This is a genomic window from Pseudidiomarina gelatinasegens (assembly GCF_004025325.1).
Classification (GTDB): Bacteria; Pseudomonadota; Gammaproteobacteria; order Enterobacterales; family Alteromonadaceae; genus Pseudidiomarina; species Pseudidiomarina gelatinasegens.
Window position 1 is genome coordinate 378,350 of sequence record NZ_RSFE01000001.1, and the last position, 20,099, is coordinate 398,448.

The 20,099-nt window shown below is 51.4% G+C and carries 20 protein-coding genes; 3 read left to right on the forward strand and 17 right to left on the reverse strand.

Annotation, left to right across the window (positions count from 1 at the left end; genetic code table 11):
* Position 1 precedes the first annotated feature (1 nt).
* Genes gspE through gspC form a run of 3 tightly spaced genes read right to left on the reverse strand, consistent with a single transcriptional unit; the run spans position 2 to position 4,545 of the window.
* A complete protein-coding gene (gene gspE / locus EGC76_RS01800; protein WP_128351299.1) occupies positions 2 to 1,528 on the reverse strand; it encodes a type II secretion system ATPase GspE in 1,527 nt (508 codons plus the stop codon).
* Positions 1,521 to 3,632, reverse strand: coding sequence for a type II secretion system secretin GspD (gspD, locus tag EGC76_RS01805; protein WP_128351300.1), 2,112 nt, complete (start codon positions 3,630 to 3,632; stop codon positions 1,521 to 1,523). Before gspD ends, gspE begins: the two co-directional genes overlap by 8 nt.
* Before the next feature lie 10 nt (positions 3,633 to 3,642).
* The gene (gene gspC, locus EGC76_RS01810) at positions 3,643 to 4,545 is read right to left on the reverse strand and encodes a type II secretion system protein GspC (protein ID WP_128351301.1); all 903 of its coding nucleotides are present in this window, start codon (positions 4,543 to 4,545) and stop codon (positions 3,643 to 3,645) included.
* A gap of 150 nt (positions 4,546 to 4,695) precedes the next feature.
* On the opposite strand from gspC, the gene hslO reads away from it, so the two are divergent.
* Both hslO and hslR read left to right on the forward strand, forming a co-directional pair.
* The gene (gene hslO, locus EGC76_RS01815) at positions 4,696 to 5,547 is read left to right on the forward strand and encodes an Hsp33 family molecular chaperone HslO (RefSeq protein WP_128351302.1); all 852 of its coding nucleotides are present in this window, start codon (positions 4,696 to 4,698) and stop codon (positions 5,545 to 5,547) included.
* A 4-nt stretch (positions 5,548 to 5,551) separates the two neighbouring features.
* Positions 5,552 to 5,932: a ribosome-associated heat shock protein Hsp15 gene (hslR, locus tag EGC76_RS01820; RefSeq protein ID WP_128351303.1), complete on the forward strand. Its 381-nt coding sequence runs from the start codon at positions 5,552 to 5,554 to the stop codon at positions 5,930 to 5,932.
* A gap of 6 nt (positions 5,933 to 5,938) precedes the next feature.
* Here the strand turns inward: hslR and der are convergent, their stop codons facing one another.
* The 9 genes from der to ndk all read right to left on the reverse strand — a co-directional run bounded on the left by der (position 5,939) and on the right by ndk (position 15,616).
* Complete coding sequence (gene der, locus EGC76_RS01825) at positions 5,939 to 7,540, reverse strand: ribosome biogenesis GTPase Der (protein ID WP_128351304.1); 1,602 nt, start codon at positions 7,538 to 7,540, stop codon at positions 5,939 to 5,941.
* A gap of 6 nt (positions 7,541 to 7,546) precedes the next feature.
* Complete coding sequence (gene bamB / locus EGC76_RS01830) at positions 7,547 to 8,740, reverse strand: outer membrane protein assembly factor BamB (protein ID WP_128351305.1); 1,194 nt, start codon at positions 8,738 to 8,740, stop codon at positions 7,547 to 7,549.
* Positions 8,737 to 9,342, reverse strand: coding sequence for a YfgM family protein (locus tag EGC76_RS01835; protein WP_128351306.1), 606 nt, complete (start codon positions 9,340 to 9,342; stop codon positions 8,737 to 8,739). Before EGC76_RS01835 ends, bamB begins: the two co-directional genes overlap by 4 nt.
* A gap of 72 nt (positions 9,343 to 9,414) precedes the next feature.
* The gene (gene hisS, locus EGC76_RS01840; protein WP_128351307.1) at positions 9,415 to 10,662 is read right to left on the reverse strand and encodes a histidine--tRNA ligase; all 1,248 of its coding nucleotides are present in this window, start codon (positions 10,660 to 10,662) and stop codon (positions 9,415 to 9,417) included.
* A 78-nt stretch (positions 10,663 to 10,740) separates the two neighbouring features.
* Positions 10,741 to 11,850 (reverse strand): flavodoxin-dependent (E)-4-hydroxy-3-methylbut-2-enyl-diphosphate synthase, encoded by a 1,110-nt coding sequence (ispG, locus tag EGC76_RS01845; protein ID WP_128351308.1) that lies wholly within the window; start codon positions 11,848 to 11,850, stop codon positions 10,741 to 10,743.
* A 138-nt stretch (positions 11,851 to 11,988) separates the two neighbouring features.
* Positions 11,989 to 13,032 (reverse strand): RodZ domain-containing protein, encoded by a 1,044-nt coding sequence (locus EGC76_RS01850; protein WP_128351309.1) that lies wholly within the window; start codon positions 13,030 to 13,032, stop codon positions 11,989 to 11,991.
* Between the two features lie 9 nt (positions 13,033 to 13,041).
* The gene (gene pilW / locus EGC76_RS01855) at positions 13,042 to 13,809 is read right to left on the reverse strand and encodes a type IV pilus biogenesis/stability protein PilW (RefSeq protein WP_164876772.1); all 768 of its coding nucleotides are present in this window, start codon (positions 13,807 to 13,809) and stop codon (positions 13,042 to 13,044) included.
* A 97-nt stretch (positions 13,810 to 13,906) separates the two neighbouring features.
* Entirely contained in the window at positions 13,907 to 15,040 is a 1,134-nt protein-coding gene (rlmN, locus tag EGC76_RS01860) for a dual-specificity RNA methyltransferase RlmN (protein WP_128351311.1), read from the reverse strand.
* 144 nt (positions 15,041 to 15,184) lie between these two features.
* Positions 15,185 to 15,616, reverse strand: a complete 432-nt coding sequence (gene ndk, locus EGC76_RS01865) for a nucleoside-diphosphate kinase (protein WP_128351312.1) — start codon at positions 15,614 to 15,616, stop codon at positions 15,185 to 15,187.
* Between the two features lie 214 nt (positions 15,617 to 15,830).
* Here ndk and msrA point away from each other — a divergent pair, with 214 nt between their 5' ends.
* Positions 15,831 to 16,370, forward strand: a complete 540-nt coding sequence (gene msrA / locus EGC76_RS01870; protein ID WP_417685481.1) for a peptide-methionine (S)-S-oxide reductase MsrA — start codon at positions 15,831 to 15,833, stop codon at positions 16,368 to 16,370.
* 56 nt (positions 16,371 to 16,426) lie between these two features.
* On the opposite strand, the gene fdx is transcribed toward msrA, so the two are convergent.
* From fdx to iscU, 5 genes are all read right to left on the reverse strand, one after another.
* Positions 16,427 to 16,765: an ISC system 2Fe-2S type ferredoxin gene (fdx, locus tag EGC76_RS01875; RefSeq protein ID WP_128351314.1), complete on the reverse strand. Its 339-nt coding sequence runs from the start codon at positions 16,763 to 16,765 to the stop codon at positions 16,427 to 16,429.
* A gap of 137 nt (positions 16,766 to 16,902) precedes the next feature.
* On the reverse strand, positions 16,903 to 18,777 hold the full coding sequence (gene hscA, locus EGC76_RS01880; RefSeq protein WP_128351315.1) for a Fe-S protein assembly chaperone HscA: 1,875 nt from the start codon (positions 18,775 to 18,777) through the stop codon (positions 16,903 to 16,905).
* A gap of 83 nt (positions 18,778 to 18,860) precedes the next feature.
* Positions 18,861 to 19,364 (reverse strand): co-chaperone HscB, encoded by a 504-nt coding sequence (gene hscB / locus EGC76_RS01885; RefSeq protein WP_128351316.1) that lies wholly within the window; start codon positions 19,362 to 19,364, stop codon positions 18,861 to 18,863.
* 10 nt (positions 19,365 to 19,374) lie between these two features.
* Positions 19,375 to 19,698: an iron-sulfur cluster assembly protein IscA gene (iscA, locus tag EGC76_RS01890; RefSeq protein WP_128351317.1), complete on the reverse strand. Its 324-nt coding sequence runs from the start codon at positions 19,696 to 19,698 to the stop codon at positions 19,375 to 19,377.
* A gap of 12 nt (positions 19,699 to 19,710) precedes the next feature.
* Positions 19,711 to 20,094 carry a Fe-S cluster assembly scaffold IscU gene (gene iscU, locus EGC76_RS01895; protein WP_128351318.1) on the reverse strand — a complete coding sequence of 128 codons (384 nt, stop codon included), beginning with the start codon at positions 20,092 to 20,094 and terminating at the stop codon, positions 19,711 to 19,713.
* Positions 20,095 to 20,099 lie beyond the last annotated feature (5 nt).

A 20,099-nucleotide genomic window follows, 5' to 3' on the forward strand; every position in this document is an offset into this window, starting at 1 on the left:
CTTACTCCTCGCGCGTTACGCGCAATACTTCTTCCAAGGTGGTGACGCCAGCCATCACTTTGGCCAAGCCGTCATCACGAATCGATGGATTGGTTTTGCGGGCGTATTTATCAATGGCTTGTTCGCCGTGGCCGTTGTGGATAAGTTCGCGAATTTTTTCATCCACCACCAACATTTCGTGAATGCCGGTTCGGCCGCGATAACCACTGTGATTGCACTTGTCGCAGCCCACTGCACGGTACAAGCGGGCACCACCGTCAACAGCACCGTCGGCCACGTAGGCTAACTCTTCGGCTGAGGCGTCATAGGGTTCTTTGCAGTCGGCACACAAGGTGCGCACTAAGCGCTGTGCCAACACCGCCAATAACGACGACGATAATAAGAACGGCTCTACGCCCATGTCTTCCAAACGGGTAATCGCACCGGAAGCCGTGTTGGTGTGCAAGGTCGACAACACCAAGTGCCCGGTTAACGAGGCCTGCACGCCAATGTGCGCGGTTTCAACGTCACGAATCTCACCCACCATGACCACATCGGGATCTTGCCGCAAAATAGCGCGCAGCCCGCGGGCAAAAGTCATGTCCACTTTCGGGTTCACCTGCATTTGGCCGATGCCTTCAATGGAATACTCGATGGGGTCTTCGACCGTCAAAATGTTGCGATCGCGCGAGTTGATTTCCATCAAGCCCGCATACAAGGTGGTGGATTTACCGGAACCTGTGGGGCCAGTTACCAATATAATGCCGTGCGGCTTTTTAATGAGTTGCGAGAAAATTTTGCGGTTGGCTTCGGTCATACCCAACTGCTCAAGGTTTAAGCGCGCGTTGTTTTTGTCCAACAACCGCAATACCACGCGCTCGCCATGACTGGATGGCATGGTCGATACCCGCACATCCACCGCGCGGCCAGCAATCAGCAAACTGATGCGGCCGTCTTGCGGAATACGTTTTTCAGCAATGTCCAACTGCGCCATAACCTTTATCCGCGACACCAGCAGCGAGCTGAGTTTGCGGTTTGGGCGAATCACTTCACGCAACACGCCGTCGATACGAAAACGCACCAACAGGTCTTTTTCGAAGGTTTCGATGTGAATGTCCGATGCGCCTTCTTTGATGGCTTCGGACAACATGGCGTTGATCAGTTTGATGATTGGCGCGTCGTCTTCACTTTCGAGCAAGTCTTCGGTTTGCGGCAGCTCATCGGCCAGAGAAAATAAGTTACTTTCGTTGCCGATGTCTTCCATCAGCTGTTTGGCTTCAGACGAATCGCGTTGATAGGCCTGGGTTAAAATGGCTTCAAATTCATCCGCGACATGTTCCTGCAGGATGAATGACGCACCCAGCACCCGTCGCACTTCAGACAAGGTTTGTGGAGTAACGCCCTGGCGCGCATGCACGATGGCTTGCGTGGCGGCTTCGCCTGCAGCCGGCGTGTTGGCAAATGCCACCACCACGCCATGGCGTTTGGCAAAAGCAAATGGCAACCGTCGCGGTGCCACTTGCGCGGCCACATTCGCGATATCAGTCATTGCCACTGCCCTTTTTATCTTCGTCCATATATTTTTCAAACGAAGGTGGCAAGGTCAGCGGCCCATCCCACTCTGGCAATACCGGCTGGTCGGTCAATGGCATCAATGAAATGCCTTCTTCGTCTGCTTTAATTTGCTCCGCACGCATATAGTTATATTTACGTGAGGATATTTGCGTTGCCGTTGCGCCATCACGCACAATCGTTGGACGTAAAAACACCATCAAATTACGTTTTTGACGCGACGTTGATGTGCTCTTAAACAGATGGCCTAAAAATGGAATGTCGCCCAAAATCGGTACTTTCGATTCCGATTCTTGTACGTCTTCGTCAATTAAGCCGCCTAGCACGATGGTTTCACCGTCATCAGCCATCACCACAGTTTTCAGCTCGCGTTTGTTGATGGTGATATCCACCGAGGTTGCACCGCTGATGCTGGAAACTTCCTGCTCAATCACCAATTGCACGCCACTGCCTTCGTTAATTTGCGGCGTCACTTTGAGTTTGATACCCACATCTTCACGTTGCACGGTTTGGAATGGGTTGTCGTTGTTCGAGCCGGTGGTGGAACCGGTTATAGTCGGCACTGATTGCCCCACCAAAAACGACGCTTCTTCGTTATCGACGGTCATAATTGACGGCGTCGCCAAAATATTTGAGTTGGTATTGGTGGTGACGGCTTGCAAAATGGCGCCCCAGTCATTTTTAACCACACCAACCATCATGCCGTTCACGTTCTGTAGCACTTGCGCCAACAACGATACGTCGCCCGGGCGCGGCGGCTCGGTGGTGGTTACCAAGTTGCCATCGACCACGGTAGTGGTTTCGCGGCCTGGCTGTTCACGCGCCAAATACGCACCTGCTGCAACTTGACCGATCGGCGCTTGGCGACCGTTGTTGTATTGCACCATGCCGCCATCTTCACTAATCCATTGCAGGCCAAAATCAACGCCGTCGCCTTCCATGATCTCAACAATGATGGCTTCAACATGCACTTGTGCGCGACGAATATCCAACTGGCGAATCACGCTTTCCAGGCTCGAGAGCAAATCCGGCTGCGCGGTAATTACCAGCGAGTTCGACGCATCGTGCGCACTAATCGAAATTTCACCGCTTGAAGAGCTCGAACGACGCGCGGCTGCAGAGGTACCTGCGCCCGTTGCGGCGGATTCTTTTTCCGCTTGTAAGCTTTGGCTAACGCCTTGCAGCACTTCAACTAATTCTGCGGCTTTGGCGTACTTGAGGTAATAAACCCGCGTGTTGCCTTCTGATTTTAAGTCTTGGTCAAGCTGGTTAATCAGGGTGACCACGCGTTCGCGCGCGCGCGGCTCACCGCTCACGACCACGCTATTGGTGCGCTCGTCAGCAACAATTTTCGGAATCAATAAATCTGGAGTGCCATCGTTGGCTTTTTGAAACAAGCTAAGCGCAATGCGCACAACTTCTGCTGCTGATGCGTACTCAAGTTTAATCACGTTTACGTCTTGGTTACCGGCACGGTCAACCCGCTCGATGATTTCAACTAAACGCTGCACAGTTTCGCTGCGGCCGGTGATCATGATCACATTCGACGGGTCATAGCTGACCACGTTGCCGCCGCCACTTTGGTCGTTGAGCAACCGTAGCAATGGCGCTAGTTCGCGCACGCTCACATTAGAAACTGGAACCACGCGGGTAATCAGGGTATCGCCGCCTAAAGCGTTGTCATCAACCACAGGAATGGCGCCGTTGCGGGCGTCTTTGTCGCGCATGACTTTAATCACGCCCGATTCCATTTCGATGGTGGCAAAACCGTACACGTCCAACACGTTCAAAAAGAACTGCCAGTATTGGTCTTCGGTCATGACATCGTAGCTACGCACGTCAATGCGGCCGCGCACATCGGGGTCGATAATCATGGTACGGCCTAAATTACGGCCAACCACTTGAATAAACTCCGTGATGTCGGTGTTTTTGAAGCTGGCCGCGTATTCAACCGGTGCTTCTGCATCTTGCTGGCGTTGCTGCTGCGCCGCCTGGCGTGATTGTTGCGCGCTCGCATCATGGAGCGATCCGGCAAGTGCTGCGCCTACTGCGATGGCAATTGCGAGTGAGGTTTTTCGCATAACTGTTCCCTTAATTCCCTTGGTCTTGCTTGGTTTCGTTCGCCGGCTTTGCTACATCAGCCGGTAAATCACGAATATCCAGACGCAAGTCGATATATTCATTGCCGCGCATCACGGTAACCGTGGCTTCGGTCATGGTGGCGAGTTCGCCCGTAACCTTCATTGCGGTACTAATATTGGTTAAATCCTGGCCGTTAATTGCCACCGCCAAATCGCCATCTCGGAAGCCGGCTTGGCGGAATAATTCTGGGTTGCTGCCGGCGCGCAAGCTGTAGCCTTTGATGCCATTGCCGCCGCGCACTGGCGTTATTTGGATAAACTCGAGCAAGCTTTCGGCGTTGATATCATTGCTGCGCACCACATCGGTGATGGTGTCTGACACAACCGCGCGCGAACTGGTGCGCACGCTGTTACGGCCGGTTGAATTGGCCATGGTCAGCGACAAGCCTTCGCTTAGCTCGCCAATGCCTTCCAGTTCAAGCGTTTCTATACGCCCGTTGTTATCTAAAATAACGCGATCGGCGTACATTTCTTTAATCTTAACTTGGGTGCCTTCAAGGTTATCACCCACCACGTAGACTTCCTGCTTGCCACTGCGTTCAATGATTGCAGCAGAGCGCTCGGGTACGTTCGAGGCGGATACACCAAGTAAGCGAATATTGAGTGAGGTTTTCGGAGCATTCGAAGATGCCACTTGGGGAGCATTGGCAGCTGCGCCAAATAGGTCAAGGGCGATAATTGGGCGCGCCGAAACCGCCTGCTTGCCGCTATCAGCGGTCACTTTAAGCGGGCCGGATTGGACGTCTGCCGTTGGCGTAATGATCTGCCAAGTTAATTGCGCGCCAATCCACACTGCGGCAACCGCACAGACCGCGGTAACCAGTGCATTGACGTGCGTGTTCTGTATCTGCATGGGTAACTACTACGCTTTCGTTATAATTATGTGACATTTGCGTCTTTTGGTCATTCTAGCCTTACTATACACAAGTGAACAGATCAAATTCGAGGATTCTGGTATAATGCAGCCAAATTTTTACACAAGTATGACAGACGCCCAAACACCATGACCAAACCAGTAACGAATTATCCAACCGACCAATTATTACGCTACACGTTTCTTGAGCAAGATGTGCGCGGCGAATTGGTGCAATTGAGCACCAGCTATCAGCGCATGATTCTAGGACACAATTACCCGGCACCAGTTCAGCGCTTGCTGGGAGAATTAATGGCGGCCACCTCGTTGCTGACCGCCACGTTAAAGTTTGAAGGCCGTATTTCAATTCAAATTCAAGGCGATGGCCCGGTTAACTTTATTGCGGTGAACGGTTCGCATCACCAAGAACTGCGCGGTATTGCACGGGTACGCTCGGAGATTCCCGACGACCTGAATGACTTGCGCACCCTTATGGGCGCCAAGGCGGTACTGGTAATTACCTTAACCCCTGAAGTCGGCGAGCGTTATCAAGGCGTGGTCAGTGCCGATGCCGACAGTATTTCCAAAGTAATTGAAGACTACTTTATGCAGTCTGAGCAGTTGCGTACGCGCATTTGGTTGTTTGCCGACGGCGAACACGCGGCCGGCATGATGTTGCAGGTAATGCCCGCACAAGGCACCACGTTGGAAGCTTTTGAGCATTTGGAGCACTTAACCAGCACCATGACCGCAGCCGAGCTATTTAAATTGCCGGGCGCGCAGGTGTTGCACCGTTTGTATCACGAAGAGCACGTGGAAGTGTACCCGCCCCAGCCGGTTACCTTTAAATGCGGTTGTTCGCGTGAAGGCACCATGGAAGCATTGGCTTCGGTTTCACCGGAAGAATTGCAGGACATTTTGCGTGAAGAAGGTGCGGTGGTTATGAACTGCGAGTATTGCCAAACCGAATACCGCTTCACTGAAAAAGACCTCACGGTATAAACCGATGAGCGAGCCAGTACGCATTGACAAGTGGTTGTGGGCGGCGCGTTTTTATAAGACGCGTGCGCTGGCTCGGCAGGTTGTGCAGTCGGGCAAGGTGACCATTGACGGCCAGCGGTGCAAGCCATCCAAAACCATCAGCGCGGGGCATGTTATAAAAGCACCGCGTGGGCATGATATTTATGAAGTTGAAGTGCTGGCTGTGAGCGAACGGCGGCTTGGCGCGCCAGAAGCGCAAGCGCTTTACGCGGAAACGCCTGAGTCGGTTGCGCGGCGCGAGAAAGAAGCAGAGCTGCGCAAAATGAATGCGTTGTACAACCCCCACCCCGATCATAAGCCCGACAAAAAAGAACGTCGGGACTTAATCAAATTCAAAAATCAGTAACAGGCGTTATTTTCTTCGCTTCAGGTGACGCATTAAGCGTTTACGCTTGCGGGTTTGAGACAGCGTGAGCTGGTTTTTGCGCCCAGCGTACGGGTTTTCGGATTCGCGGAATTCAATCTTAATTGGCGTGCCCATAACGCCCAATGATTTACGGAAGTAATTCATCAAGTAGCGCTTGTAAGAGCCTGGCAGCGAGTCGACCTGGTTGCCGTGAATGATTATGCGCGGCGGGTTATAACCACCTGCATGCGCATATTTCAGCTTCACCCGACGGCCACTCACCAGCGGTGGCTGATGGTCTTCAACGGCGGTTTCTAAAATACGCGTTAGCTTGGATGTACCGACCCGCGCCGATGCTGAGGCGTAAGCTTCAAGTACCGATTCAAACAAATTACCCACGCCACTGCCGTGCAAGGCTGAGATAAAGTGCAAGCGTGCAAAATCGACAAAGCCTAAGCGGCGGTCGAGTTCGCGTTTGATTTCGTCGCGGTGATCGTTGGACAAGCCGTCCCACTTATTCACTGCGATAACAATTGAACGGCCTGCGTTTAAGGCAAAGCCAATCAAGTTTAAGTCTTGGTCAGACACGGTTTCGCGGGCGTCAATGACTGCGATAACCACGTTGGCGTCTTCAATGGCTTGCAGGGTTTTGATAACCGAGAATTTTTCTACGGTTTCATCAATCCGGCCACGGCGACGTACACCTGCGGTATCGATCAGAATGTATTCACGCCCATCGCGTTGCATCGGGATATACACCGAGTCACGGGTGGTGCCTGGCATATCGTACACAACCACGCGTTCTTCGCCGAGAATACGGTTGATGAGCGTTGATTTACCTACGTTCGGACGGCCAACAATGGCTAATTTTAATGGCAGCGCGTCATAATCGATTTCATCGTGCTTGCGATCACCCAATTGGCCAATGATGTTGCCTTCATGGTCAATAACGTTGCCATCGGCGTCAACAATGTTGCCATCTACGTCGAACACGTTGCCTTCTGGATCAGGTTCAACAATTTCACCGTTGGCATCAATTGGATTGCCTTCAGCATCAAGATTTACCGCACCTTCAGAGCCGCCTTGCGCTGAGCGCTTTGCAACTTCTGGGTATTCTTCCAGCAGTGGGTCAAAACATTCTTGCAGCAACTGCTCGACACCACGGCCATGCGCAGCAGCAATGCCATGCACTTCGCCCAGGCCCAGCTCAAAGAAATCGAGCATGGCCGTGTTGGCGTCAATGCCGTCAATTTTATTGGCAACCACATAGGCCTTTTTACCAATGCGGCGCAAGTGCGCAGCAATGCCCATGTCGGCAGAGGTGATGCCGTCGCGGGCATCAACCATAAACAGCACAACATCTGCTTCGTCAATGGCGCGCAATGATTGCGATGCCATTTCGGCATCAATCCCTTCTTCATCACCATGTACACCGGCGGTGTCGATGACAATAAACTGATAACCGTCGTAGTTGGCCTGGCCGTACTTACGATCCCGCGTTAAGCCGGGAAAGTCCGCAACCAAGGCGTCCCGAGTACGGGTAAGCCGATTAAATAAGGTTGATTTGCCCACATTTGGGCGCCCTACCAGGGCAACTACGGGTAACATATAGGGTTAAATCCTTACCGCGAGTAAACTGCCGTCGCGTAATTGTACATAAAGGGTGTCGCCAGCAACCACAGGGGCTGTATAGACGTCACTATCCACTTCTAAACGGCCTTCAGTTTCACCGCTAAGAAGGTTTATAAAATGCAGGTAGCCCATACGGTCGCCAACCACAATGTAGTCACCGAAACGCACTGGCGCAGTTAAATGACGGCCGTTGTAGTCGTTATTCGACCACAGCTCAACGCCACCTTGAGAATCAAGTGCTGACACTGTGTCTTCGGCGTCAGTTACGAACAACCGACCGCCAGCAAAATGCAGGTTCTGATACGATGAATACTCACGTTTCCATGCAATTTCGCCGCTGTTGGCACTGATAGCCGCTAACGAACCGTTGTAGGCCACGTTATACACAAAGGCACCGGCTAACACTGGCTTGGAATCAACATCCACCATGCGTTGCAGTTCGGTGTTACCGCTTGGTACCGCTAAACGTGCTTCCCAAGCTGGCTGGCCGTTTTCAGCGATAAGTACAATGACTTTACCGGTTGAGGTGCCAACAAACACACCACCTTGTTCGTATACTGGCGCCGAGGTGCCGCGCATTGACAGCGGTGGCACTTCAGAAACGTGCTTCCAACGTTGTTCGCCCGTGTCTTCGGCCAAAGCGATTACTTCACCCGTTGAGCCTTTAACCACAACCACACCACCACCAACGGCAGGCGTTGCCATGACTTCTGAACGCACAACCTGGTGCCATTTCACGCTGCCGTCGTTGGCATTGAGCGCAACCACGTCACCGTTTTCGGTGCCAAGGTAAATCACTTCATTATTTGCAGCTAAGCCACCGGCGATACGCATGGATTCACCCGCGCTCCACCAACCGCCTTTGCTTAAGTTTAATGCACCGCGCAAATCCACCTGCCATAAGCGGTCACCATTGTCGCGATTGTACGCAGCAACAGTTCCGTCACGGTCAGCACCGACAATCATGTCGTTTACAACAACCGGATGCAGATGTGAGTAAAAATGGTCAACGCCACCACCGACACTGCTTTCCCACACAACACGCGGGGTAACCTGCTGGTTGAATGATTGCAGCTCTTTGTAGGTGATTTCGTCGTTGCTAAACACCGAGCAACCACTGATTAATGTGGTTGCCAGTGCCGCTAACCCTAAACTTTTAAAACGTGCTAATTTCATGAACCCGCCACAATGCTGTTGAGTTTAATCTCTGCCAGGCCTTCAGCACCTGCATCAAGCGCTGCTTGATAGGCGCTACGTGCGCCAGTGGTGTCGCCTTGAGCAAGAAGAATGTCGCCTTTCAGTTCAGCGGCTTGCGCTTTGAATGCTTCTACCGATTCAGCGGCTTGTACGGCTGCCATGGCCGCATCGTACTGTTCTTGTGCGAACAACAAACGTGCCTGACGCATATCGGCGACTGCACGAATTGCTGGCTCTGCGTTGTCGCGTACGCTTTGCAGCGCGCTGATAGCGGTTGCATAGTCGTTGTTATCAACCGCATACTTCGCCAGTTCAAGTGCTGCCAGCTGCGCATACGTGGTATCGCTGCTGGTCACAAAGTCTTGTGCGGCTGTCATGCTGTTTTCTTGGTCAGCTTCGAGTTGCACCAAAATGCTTTCAAACTGCTGCGACGCTTCTTCCTGGTTGGCACGGGTTTGCGCGTCATAATAACGCCAGCCGTAAAACAGGCCGAAACCAACAATCAGACCGGCGATGATGCCTTTGCCGTGTTCGTTCCAAAATTGCTTGATGCGTTCGATTTGCTGATCTTCAGTTTCCATTTTTAACTCCAAAAATGATATTAGCTATTAGCCATTGGATATTAGCTGATAGCAAGAACGGTTTTTCTAATATCAAATATCTAATAGCGCCGTTGCACTTTCCCCGACCGAAGACTCGGCGTTGCGGTCGCGCAGGTGTTTAAGTTCGAAATCGGTGTCACGGACAATCAACGCATAGGTTGCGCCCGACTTGTCAGCTTTTGCCAATTTTTTCTTCATGTTCTGGGTGCCGCTGTGCAGTTGCACTTTCAAATTCGGTTGCGCACTGCGAATTTGTTCGGCAACGCCCGGGGCGATTAGTTCCGCCGCTTCCGTTGCCGCAAGTACATAGATATCAACCGCTTGTTCAGCTGGAATTTTATCCTGTGATTCTAACAGTAGAACCAGACGTTCCATGCCCATAGCGAAGCCAACTGCTGGGGTTGCCTTGCCACCGAGCTGTTCAACCAAGCCGTCATAACGGCCGCCAGCACATACGGTGCCTTGCGCGCCCAGTTCTGTGGTCACCCACTCAAACACAGTGCGGTTGTAATAATCAAGCCCGCGCACTAAGCGTTCGTTCAATACGTACTCAACACCGGCAGCGTCAAGACGCTTGCACAGGCCTTCGAAGTGTTCACGTGAGGCGTCGTCCCAATATTCAGACAGTTTCGGGGCATCGGCAAGTACCGCTTGGGTTTCTTCCGATTTGCTGTCGAGAACGCGCAATACGTTGGTGTCTAACCGGCGCTTTGAGTCTTCGTCAAGTTTGTCTTCGTGAGCACGCAAGAATTCGCGCAGTGCCTCACGGTAACGCGCACGCGCTTCGTTAGAAGCTAATGAGTTCAGTTGCAGTTGCACTTGGTCACGAATACCAAACCGCTCCCATAACCGCGCCGAAAGCAAAATCACTTCCGCGTCGATATCTGGGCCGTCCATACCGAAGGCTTCAATACCAAACTGATGGAACTGGCGGTAGCGGCCTTTTTGCGGACGCTCATGGCGGAACATTGGCCCCATGTACCATAACCGTTGGGTTTGGTTGTACAGCAGGCCGTGTTCGTTGCCGGCGCGTACGCAGCTGGCGGTGCCTTCAGGGCGCAGGGTCAGGCTGTCACCGTTACGATCGTCGAAGGTGTACATTTCTTTTTCGACGATATCGGTTACTTCGCCGATGGATCGCTTGAACAGGTCGGTACTTTCCAGCACCGGCATGCGAATTTCTTGATAGGTATATTGTGCCGCGACCTGGCGAATCACGCCTTCTACGTATTGCCACGCTGGCGATTGATTCGGCAGGATGTCGTTCATGCCGCGAATTGCTTGTATATTTTTAGCCACGTTCGGATTCTTTTCTGCTTATGTTCGACGTAAAGACGAAAATTTATTTCGAAAAATGGCGCATAGTATACCGCAGCTTTACGCTTGCTTCACGGGAATCTGTTCAGCTTCTAAACGTTTTACTTTTTCACGGATGCGGCGTTCCAACTCATCCACCAAATCATTGTTGTCGAGTCGGTCTTTTTGGCGTTCGCCATCCAGATAAAAACCGCTTTTATTCTTGGCGCCGGCTAAGCCCACATGGGAGATCAATGCCTCGCCCGGACCGTTTACTACGCAGCCGATAATGGACACATCCATAGGTACAACAACGTCTTCAAGGCGCTGTTCCAGTGCGTTAACGGTGGCGATTACGTCGAATTCCTGGCGCGAACAGCTTGGGCACGCGATGAAATTGATGCCGCGGCTACGAATACGCAGGGATTTCAAAATATCAAAGCCCACTTTCACTTCTTCTACTGGGTCGGCCGCGAGTGAGATACGCAAGGTGTCACCGATGCCTTCGGCCAACAACATGCCAAGCCCAATCGACGATTTCACGGAGCCACTGCGCAAACCACCGGCTTCGGTGATGCCCAAGTGCAGAGGTTGTTCAATTTGTTTGGCCAGCAAACGATAACTTTCAACGGCTAAAAACACGTCGGACGCTTTAACGCTGACTTTGAAGTCCTGGAAATTTAAGCGGTCGAGAATATCCACATGGCGCATCGCTGATTCAACCAACGCGGCAGGATTTGGCTCGCCGTATTTTTCTTGCAGGTCTTTCTCTAACGAACCGCCGTTTACACCAATGCGAATTGGAATACCGCGGTCACGAGCTGCATCAACAACGGAGCGAATGCGCTGCTCGTTACCGATATTGCCTGGGTTGATGCGCAAACAATCGACGCCGTACTCGGCCACTTTAAGCGCGATACGGTAGTCAAAATGAATGTCAGCAACCAATGGAATTGGGCTTTGTTGCTTGATCAGTTTAAACGCTTCAGCGGCGTCCATGGTCGGTACACTTACCCGCACCAAATCAGCACCGGCAGCGGCGATAGCCTGAATTTGTTTGACTGTGGCGGCAACGTCGGTGGTTTCGGTGTTGGTCATGGACTGCACGGCAATAGGTGCGCCATCGCCAATAGGCACGTTGCCCACATAAATGCGGCGTGAAGGTCGACGTTTGATCGGGTTTGAATGCATAAATTCGTACGCTTCGCTATTCGTTGTTCGTACACTTCGTTATTCGTACGCTGCGCTTTTCGTTTGTTTCGAACAGTGCACGTGTGCACGGACGAATAACGAACAGTGAGCAGAGCGAACGGACGAAGTACGCTTTAATCAGTTCAGGGTCATTGTGACGCTGCGGTTACGGCGATAACTGCTTAAGTCCACCGGTTCACCATTATACGTCATTGTGACAACTTCTGGCTTGCATAAAATGATATCAAAAGGAGGTTCGCCCGTCAGCGGCATTGTGTAACCGGCTTTTTTAACGCCGATGGCGATGTCGGTGCCCGTGGCATCGGTTACTTTTATCCAGCAGTCACCACTAAATGCCATGACCAGCTCCGCGCCTTCGCTTGCGCTTGGCTGGTTATTTGGAATGGGGTCAGTGACCACCTCGGCGTCGGCTGCGGTGTCAGCCACAACTGTTGGCTCATTGGTGTCACGCGCTGTTGTGGTGTCTTCAGTTGGGGGTTCCGTTGGCTCATCTGTCACCACCGGCGCACTGTCGTCGTTACGGCTGGTGACGGTCTGGCCTTCGGTTTCATTGGCCTGTTGGTCGTCGTCGGTGGTCGTTTGGCCACGAGCTTGGTCTTCCGTAACCCGCTCTGTAGGCGCATCACGACGCACTGCGGTGCGATTCTCAACCTGCTGGCTGCTACCATTATTGACGGAGCCATTGCCGTTACCATTAAAGATGTCGCCGTTGTTGGTGTCTTGCCACCACCACACCACCGCCATGGCAATAACAATGGCAATAATAAAGTAGCTAAATAACATTAAACGGCTGTCGTTGCGCTCGCGCACCTTGCGTTTGGAAAAGCTTTGCATGGTAATGGTGCTGACCGGTACTTCACCGAAGCCCATTTTACCGTAGGCTTCAAATACGCGTATTTCGTCAACTTCAAGCGCTTTACTTACCGAACGCAAGTAGCCACGCACATAAGTAGCTGACGATAGCTGGTCAAACTCATCGGCTTCGAGCAGTTCAATCACGGTTTTGCGCAGACGCAGGCTGTCCGCCACTTGCTGTGTGGTTAGCCCTTTTGCTTCACGCGCTTCACGAAATAACTGGCCGGGCGTCTCCCCTGTATAAGGTTCTGGCTTAGGCTGTTCTTCTTCGCTGTTCTCTTCGAATAAGTCTTTATCTGATGCCATTCTCGTTCGCTATTTAGTTAATTGCTGATAACCACGCGCTTGCTGAGAAGCCGGAAAGCGCTGCACAAGCAGATCGCCGAATTGCTGCCGTTTGTTCTTATTGTTTAAGGCGTGAGCTAACTGCACTTCTAACCATAAATATTGCGCCGACAACTGCGGGTAATTGGCTCGGCGCTCTATCATGTCCGCAGCCTTGTCATAGCGTTTCTGCTCAAGCAACAAGGATGCATAATTCTCTAAAATATTGACGCTGCCACCACTGTGGTTAAGCGCCAAAAGGTAATATCGGTCGGCATTTGCCATATCTTTTTGCGCGGCTGCACAGCGCCCAGCATTCTGATAGGTGCTGGCAATCTTCACGTAACCAGGCTGCGCAACGGCTTTACGAAACATTTGGTCGGCTTCGTTGTAGCGATCTTGACCGCACAACAACACGCCTAAGTTATTATAGCTGTCGCCGTCATTAGGGCGCAGGTCGATGGCCTTACGATAATAGGCCTCGGCATTTTTTACGTCACGAACTTGCTGATAATAATAAGCAAGGCCGGTATAAACATCTGGGTTGTCGGGGGTGTATTCGCGGGCGCGTTCTAAATTTGCTTTAGCTTGCTCAAAATTACCGGAGCGTAAATACTGCAGCCCAAGTGCCAACCGCGTGCGCGAAGCCTCTTGTGCGTTGAATTGCTGTGCCGGTTCTTGTTTACCATCGACCGTACGTTGGCTCACGCAACCGGTGCTGAACACCACGGTGATAAGCGCTAACAGCAGAATCCGCATGTAAATCTCCCCCATAAAGAAACTATCTTAACCTTTATCGGCGGCAGATCAAGCTGTGTGGCGTCAAAGCTATGTTAAGTTTGTCTTAAGCGTGCGATTAAACCGCTTTGATTTCGATGCCGTCGCCACCGCGTTGCGCTTGTTGCTTTTTCAAGATGCGCTTGGTGCGGTCAATCACATCACCGACAAGTTGGCCGCAAGCAGCATCAATGTCGTCACCGCGCGTGCGCCGTACGACAACAATGTAGCCTTTATCCATCAGTACTTTGGCGAAGCGGTCGATGCGTGAATTGCTCGATCGGCCATAGTCTGAACCTGGGAATGGATTAAACGGAATGAGGTTGATTTTGCACGGCGTGTCTTTCAGCACTTCGGCCAATTCAGCCGCCTGCTCCATCGAGTCATTGATGTGGTCCAACATCACATATTCAATGGTGATGTTTTTATTTGCCTTTGAGCCGTCAATGTAGTCACGGCTGGCTTTGAGGAATTCTTGAATGTTGTACTTTTTATTGATTGGCACAATTTCGTTGCGCAGCTCGTCGTTTGGTGCGTGCAAGGAAATCGCCAAGGCCACGTCGATTTGCTCTTTGAGCTTATACAAAGCCGGCACCACACCCGAGGTACTCAGGGTGACACGACGCTTCGATAAACCAAAGGCGTTATCGTCGAGCATTAAGTCCATGGCTGGAACCACGTTATTCAGGTTCAACAGCGGTTCACCCATGCCCATCATCACCACGTTGGTGACAGCTTTTACGCCGGTGTCGCCAAAGGCGCCGATGAGTTTGCTCACACGCCATACTTGGCCAATGATTTCGGCAACTTTTAAGTTGCGGTTGAAACCTTGCTGGGCGGTCGAGCAGAAGGTGCACTCCAGTGCACAGCCCACTTGTGAACTGACGCACAAGGTGGCGCGGTCACGATCTGGAATCCATACGGTTTCCACATCCTGGCCGTCAAATAAAGTCATCGCGAACTTGATGGTGCCGTCCGACGATTGTTGTTGAACACGCACTTCAGGCGCCCGAATTTCGGCCACCTGTTTCAGTTTTTCACGCAGCACCTTGTTGAGATTGGTCATCTCGTCAAAGTCATCGACACAATAGTGATACACCCACTTCATGACCTGATCGGCGCGAAATGGTTTTTCACCCAACTCTTTAAAGAACTCGCGCATTGCTTCGCGGTTCAAGTCGAGTAAATTCACTTTTTTGTCTACTGCATTCATATAAAACCTTAAGTGCGTTGTTCGTTATTCGTGCGTTCGCTTCGCTCACTGTTCGTACGCGCTTCGCGCTGTTCGGAATAACAACCTACGAATAGCGCAGCGGACGAACAGCGAAGCGATCGAATAACGAATAACGCTTTTTAATTAACGGGTGCGGGCGCAGAGTTCTTCGTCAGCGAAGAAATATGCAATTTCACGTGCTGCTGACTCTAATGCGTCAGAACCGTGCGTTGCGTTCTCGTCGATAGATACAGCATAGTCTGCGCGCAAAGTTCCTGCCAATGCGTCAGCTGGGTTGGTTGCACCCATGATGTCGCGGTGACGTTTTACTGCGTTTTCGCCTTCAAGCACTTGCACCATGATTGGGCCAGAAGTCATGAAGTCTACCAATGCGCGGAAGAAAGGACGCTCTTTGTGTTCAGCGTAGAAGCCTTCAGCTTGTTCAGTGCTTAAATGCATCATTTTGGCTGCAACGATACGGAAGCCGGCAGTTTCAAAACGGTTATAGATAGCGCCGATTACGTTTTTGCCAACGGCATCCGGCTTGATAATTGATAAGGTGCGTTCTAGAGCCATGATTTTCTCCAATCAAGTTTTATAAGTGAAAGGTTGTCTAAGTTAGAGTCGCGCGGATTATACATAAAAGCCGCCTTCAGAGCTAGGGGCAGAGGTGGGGTGCAGTCCCTGCTCCGGAGCAGGGACTGCACCCCACTTCAAACGCTTTACAGCGGCATCGAACAGGCGTAAAGTGTGGGCATCTAGACGTCTATTTTATTTCGCAGTACATGAGGTGGTTATGACGCAACAAATTACATTAGGTGGCGGTTGTTTTTGGTGCCTGGAAGGTGCTTTTAAGCAAGTTCGTGGCGTTTTAAAGGTGCAGTCTGGTTATGCCGGCGGGCACAAAGAAAATCCAACGTACGAAGAAGTCTGCTCAGGCAGCACCGGGCATGCTGAAGTGCTGCAGGTAACTTTTGAGCCAACAGCTTTAAGTGTACGGGAAATTTTAGAAATCTTTTTTGCGTTGCACGATCCTACCCAAGTGAACCGTCAGGGTAATGATGTGGGTACCCAATATCGCACGTCTATTTTCTACCAAACTGACGAACAAAAACGCTTAGCGGAAGAGATTATTGCCGAAATGGAACGTGAAAAAACCTGGGATGCGCCAATTGTGACCACAATTGAGGCACTGGAGAAGTTCTGGCCGGCTGAGGATTACCACGAAAACTATGTGGAACGTAACCCTGAAAACGCCTATTGCCAAGCGGTTGTGCATCCGAAGTTAGCAAAATTCAAACGCACTTTCGCCGAAAAGCTCGACGGCTAAAACAAGTAAGTGGGGTGCAGTCCCAGCTCCGGAGCTGGGACTGCACCCCCTTCTTACTAATGGTTTTCTTTGGCGTGGTTGATGCTGTATTTCGGGATTTCTACAACGAGGTCTTCGCCGTCAACTTTGGCCTGACAGCTTAAGCGTGAATCTGGGTCGAGGCCCCACGCTTTATCGAGCATGTCGTCTTCGTTTTCTTCAATTTCGTTAATTGAGTCCATGCCTTCGCGAATGTACACGTGGCAGGTGGTGCAGGCGCACACTTTTTCGCAGGCGTGTTCTATGCCGATGCCGTTGCGCAAGGCCACGTCAAGCACGGTTTCGCCGTCTTTTGCTTCGAGGGCTGCGCCTTCTGGGCAAAGCTCTTCATGGGGTAAAAATACAATCTTTGGCATAAAAACCTCGTTAATCGTTACTCGTTATTCGTGCGCTACGCTTTTCGTCCGTTACACTGTTCGTACGCGATGCTCTTCGAACAGTGAAGCGTACGAACAACGAACAGTGCGTAGCACGTACGAAAAACGCTGTTGTTTTATAATTCGTCGACTTTTGTGCCGGAGAGTGCTTTGCGAATGCTGGCGTCCATGCGGCGCGCGGCGAAGTCATCGCTGGCTTTGTCTACGGCTTCAATAGCTTGTTCAATGGTTGCAACATCTGTGCCGCTGCGGGCAACACGAAGTTGCTCCATGGCGGCATCCAAGGTTGCGCGCTCGTTCTCGTCAAGCAGTTTGCCGTCTGCGGCTAAGGCACTGCTTAGCGCCTCGATAACGCGGTCGGCTTCAACTTGCTGTTCACGCAACATGCGCGCCACCATGTCTTCTTTGGCATTGCTCATAGATGCTTCAATCATTTTGGTGATGTCATTATCACCCAAACCATAGGATGGCTTCACCTGAATTGATGCGCTCACGCCGGTCGATTTTTCCATGGCGGTCACGCTCAATAAGCCGTCTGCATCCACTTGGAAAGTTACCCGAATGTGTGCGGCACCGGCTGCCATTGGCGGTATATCCGTTAACACGAAACGAGCCAAACTACGGCAGTCATCGACCAACTCACGTTCGCCCTGCACCACGTGAATCATCATGGCGGTTTGGCCGTCTTTAAACGTGGTGAATTCTTGCGCTTTTGCGACTGGAATCGTGGTGTTGCGTGCAACGACTTTTTCTACCAAGCCGCCCATAGTTTCGAGGCCCAGCGAGAGTGGAATCACATCCAGCAGCAGCATGTCAGAGTCCGGTTTGTTACCCGCTAAAATATCCGCTTGTACGGCCGCACCGAGCGCTACAACTTGGTCTGGGTCAATAGATGTTAACGGCTCGCGACCAAAGAATTCACCGACAGCTTCACGTACACGTGGCACGCGGGTTGAGCCGCCTACCATGACCACGTCGAGTATTTCATCGGCGCTGACTTCGGCATCTTTTAAAGCACGACGGCAGGCTGTTAACGTTTTGCGCACCATTGGTTCAATCAATTCATTTAATTTAGCGCGCGTTAACGTCACGGCGTCACCTTCATCACTCGAAGAAGAACGAGGTATCACCACAGACTCAGCATCTGTTAGTTGTTCTTTTGCCGCTTTGGCAGCATTGATCAGATCACGCTCATCACGCGCATCGACATTCTCGGGCAACGACCACTGCACTTTAAGCCAGTTGACGATGAGCTGATCGAAGTCATCACCACCCAGAGCGCTGTCGCCGCCGGTTGCCAGCACTTCAAATACGCCACCCTGCAAACGCAATATGGAAATATCAAAGGTACCGCCACCTAAATCATAAACTGCAATTAGGCCTTCACGACCTGAGTCGAGGCCATAGGCAACTGCTGCTGCAGTGGGTTCGTTTAATAAGCGTAAAACTTTTAAACCGGCCAGTTGCGCAGCGTCTTTGGTACTTTGACGTTGTGCGTCATCGAAATAAGCCGGCACGGTAATCACCACGCCAGTCAGCTCGCCACCTAATGAGGCTTCAGCGCGTGCTGCCAAGGTGCGCAAGATATCAGCGGACACTTCAACTGCGTTTTTCTCGCCCGCGGCGGTATGGAATACCGGCACGCCGTTGTCGGTTTCGCTCATGCGATACGGCAAGTTCGAGAAGTTTTTTTGCACGTCGGCAATGGTGCGGCCAATAAAGCGTTTTACAGAAACAATGGTGTTCTGGGTTTCAATGCTCTTGTCAGCATGTTTTGCCAGGGCTTCGTTACCAGTAAGGATTTCGTCGGCACCGTAATAAACTACTGACGGTAAAATGGCACGACCCTGCTCATCTTTGAGCACTGCGGCTTCGCCACTACGCACGCTTGCCACTAATGAATTGGTGGTGCCCAAATCGATGCCGGCGGCAAGACGATGTTGGTGCGGCGCGGTGCTTTGACCCGGTTCCGCAATTTGTAGTAAAGCCATTTAGAACCTCTTTTTAAATACGGGAGCGATATTAGATATTAGATATCAGATCTGATGTTTCGGCTTTTGCTAATATCTAACAGCTAATATCGAATTTGCTCTTCGGTTTGCTCGAGTTCGTGATGCAGCTTGTGCATGAACTTCAGCTTGCGTATCGCAATGGCGGCTTCTTCATTGGCTGCCGCTTCAAGGTGCTGTTCAAGCTCGCCTTGCAACGCATTCATTTGCTCTTGCAAGTCTTTGTAGGCGCTATCGAGCGCTTCCAAGTCTGTGATTTCTTCGATGCGTTCGCGCCATTCCATTTGCGCCATCAAAAAGTCAGGGTCTTGCAAGGTGGTTTGTTCGTGCGCTAGATCAATACCGCGTAATTCCAGTAAGTACTCCGCGCGGGTAAGCGGTGAACGCAAGGTTTGGTACGCATCATTGAGCTGTGCAGTACGTTGCACGGCACGTAATTTTTCGCGTTCACTGCCAGTGGCAAAGCGATCAGGGTGCAGCGTTTGCTGCAATTTGCGGTAGCGCTGTTGCAATTCCGCCGCATCTAAAGAGAATGCGGCGGGCATATCAAACAGTTCAAAATGATTCATTGCTTGCCTGTTATACGTTGAAGCTTTCTCCGCAACCGCACTCGCCTTTGGCGTTTGGATTACGGAACTCAAAACCTTCGTTTAGGCCTTCTTTGACAAAGTCGATTTCGGTGCCATCAAGGTACACCAAGCTCTTGCCGTCGACGACAATGTTCACGCCGTTGGCTTCGATAATCGTATCGGTATCGTCCACTTCGTCAACAAATTCCATCACGTAGGCGAGCCCGGAGCAGCCGGTGGTTTTAATTCCCAACCGAATGCCCACACCTTTACCGCGTTGTTCTAGAAACGAGCGGGCGCGATGCGCCGCCGCTTCAGTTATGGTAATTGCCATCTTATAACCCGATTACGCTACGTGTTTCTTTTTGTAGTCAGCAATTGCTGCTTTTATTGCGTCTTCTGCCAAAATTGAACAGTGAATTTTCACTGGTGGCAATGCAAGTTCTTCAGCAATTTGCGTGTTTTTCAACTGCTCAGCTTCGGCAATTGACTTACCTTTAACCCACTCAGTAACAAGTGAGCTTGAAGCGATTGCAGAACCACAACCGTAGGTTTTGAATTTTGCGTCTTCAATGATGCCTTCGGCATTAATTTTCAACTGCAATTTCATAACGTCGCCACACGCTGGTGCGCCGACCATGCCGGTTGCGATTGACGGATCATTCTTGTCAAACGCGCCTACGTTGCGCGGATTTTCATAATGGTCGATTACTTTTTCGCTGTATGCCATACCGT